The organism is Bradyrhizobium sp. NAS80.1, assembly GCF_001908205.1.
GTDB lineage: Bacteria > Pseudomonadota > Alphaproteobacteria > Rhizobiales > Xanthobacteraceae > Bradyrhizobium.
Map to the genome: position 1 here is coordinate 1 of NZ_LGHL01000386.1, position 1344 is coordinate 1344.

At 67.9% G+C, this 1344-nt stretch carries 2 protein-coding genes; both read left to right on the forward strand.

Features of this window, described 5'->3' with window-relative positions; genetic code table 11:
- Nucleotides 1-243: UDP binding domain-containing protein (locus tag AC629_RS43675; RefSeq protein ID WP_245332203.1), on the forward strand; the 243-nt coding region annotated here is incomplete at its 5' end.
- 142 nt (nucleotides 244-385) lie between these two features.
- A partial coding sequence (locus tag AC629_RS43680; RefSeq protein ID WP_168195756.1) for a DEAD/DEAH box helicase occupies nucleotides 386-1344 on the forward strand: 959 nt, incomplete at its 3' end.

Consider the following 1344-nt stretch of genomic DNA (forward strand, 5'->3'; position numbering starts at 1 on the left):
CAGGCCAAGGGCGAGCTGCCCAGCATCACCTATTGCGAGGATGCCTATTCCTGCGCGCAAGGCGCCGATGCGCTCGTCGTCGTCACCGAATGGGTGCAGTTCCGCGGCCTGGATCTCGACCGGTTGAAGGCGACCCTGGCCCAGCCCGTCGTCGTCGACCTCCGCAACATCTACCGCCCCGAAGACATGGCCGCGGCCGGCTTTACCTATGAGAGCGTCGGCCGACCGCCGGTGCAGGGCTGATTGCCACATATGATTGTCATACCCCGCGAAGGCGGGGTATCCAGTACGCCGTGATCTTCGGAATGGCCGGGATCTGACATGACTGGATCGTTCGCCCCGGCGCGCAATAGCGCGCAAGACGGACGATGACGGACCGAGACTTTTGCCCCGCAGCTTCGACACGCCCCTCCCGATCGATGCCGTGCTCGACGATTTGTCGCGCACGCTCGAGACGCATAACGCCGCCGTGCTGGTGGCCCCTCCTGGCGCCGGCAAGACCACGCGCGTGCCGCTGGCGCTGCTGGATGCGCCCTGGGCCGCGGGCAAGAAGATCATCGTGCTTGAGCCGCGGCGCATCGCCGCGCGGGCCAGCGCCGACCGGATGGCCAAGTCGCTCGGCGAGCGCGCCGGCGAGACCGTCGGCTATCGCGTTCGCTTCGGCTCGAAGATATCGCGCGCCACGCGCATCGAGGTCGTGACCGAAGGTATCTTCACCCGCCAGATCCTCGACGATCCAGAGCTTTCGGACGTCGCCGCGATCCTGTTCGACGAATTCCACGAGCGCTCGCTCGATGCCGACCTCGGCCTCGCGCTGGCGCGCGATGCGCAACTCGGCCTGCGCGAGGACCTGCGCATCCTCGTGATGTCGGCCACGCTCGATGGTGCGTGCGTCGCAAAGCTGCTTGGGGAAGCGCCCGTCGTCGAAAGCGAGGGCCGCGCCTTTCCCGTCGAGACCCGTTATCTCGGCCGCAAGGCGGACGCACCGGTGGAGCGGCAGATGGCCGATGCGATCGCTTCGGCTCTTCGTGTGGACAGCGGTTCGGTGCTGGCCTTCCTGCCGGGCGCGGCCGAAATCCGACGCACCCAGAATTTCCTTGGGGAACGCGTGCAGGACGCCAGCATCGAGATCGTGCCGTTGTTCGGCGCGCTCGATGCCGCCGTCCAGGATCGCGCCATTGCGCCGGCGCCGAGGGGCACGCGCAAGGTGGTGCTGGCGACCTCGATCGCGGAGACCTCGCTCACCATCGAAGGCGTGCGCATCGTGGTCGATTCCGGCCTCGCCCGCGTGCCGCGCTACGAGCCGGACATTGGCCTGACCCGGCTCGAGACCGTGCGCGCCGC